The organism is Streptomyces sp. Ru72, assembly GCF_002920635.1.
Lineage (GTDB): Bacteria > Actinomycetota > Actinomycetes > Streptomycetales > Streptomycetaceae > Streptomyces.
In genome coordinates this window covers 1-323 of the sequence record NZ_PQSR01000263.1, presented here as the reverse complement: position 1 = coordinate 323, position 323 = coordinate 1, and the positions used below count along the sequence as shown (strand labels likewise).

Annotated in this window: 1 pseudogene; it reads left to right on the top strand. The window is 65.9% G+C overall.

What is annotated here, in order from left to right:
• A pseudogene (locus C3488_RS39825) lies at nucleotides 1-323 on the top strand (carbohydrate ABC transporter substrate-binding protein); the annotation flags it as partial.

The window sequence follows — 323 nt, the reverse complement described above, 5'->3', positions numbered from 1 at the left end:
AGCTCGTGGCGCTGTGCAAGCAGATGAAGAAGGACGGCCTGGTCCCGATCGCGTTCGGTGACAAGGACGCCTGGCCGGCGATGGGCACCTTCGACCAGATCAACTTCCGCCTCAACGGCTACGACTTCCACAAGTCCCTGATGGCGGGCAAGGAGTCGTGGACCGACGCCAAGGTGAAGGCCGTCTTCGACCACTGGGCCGAGCTGCTGCCCTACCACCAGGACGGCGCCGTGGGCCGTACCTGGCAGGACGCCGCGCAGACGCTGGTCGCGAAGAAGGCGGGCATGTACCTGCTGGGCTCCTTCGTGGCGCAGCAGTTCACC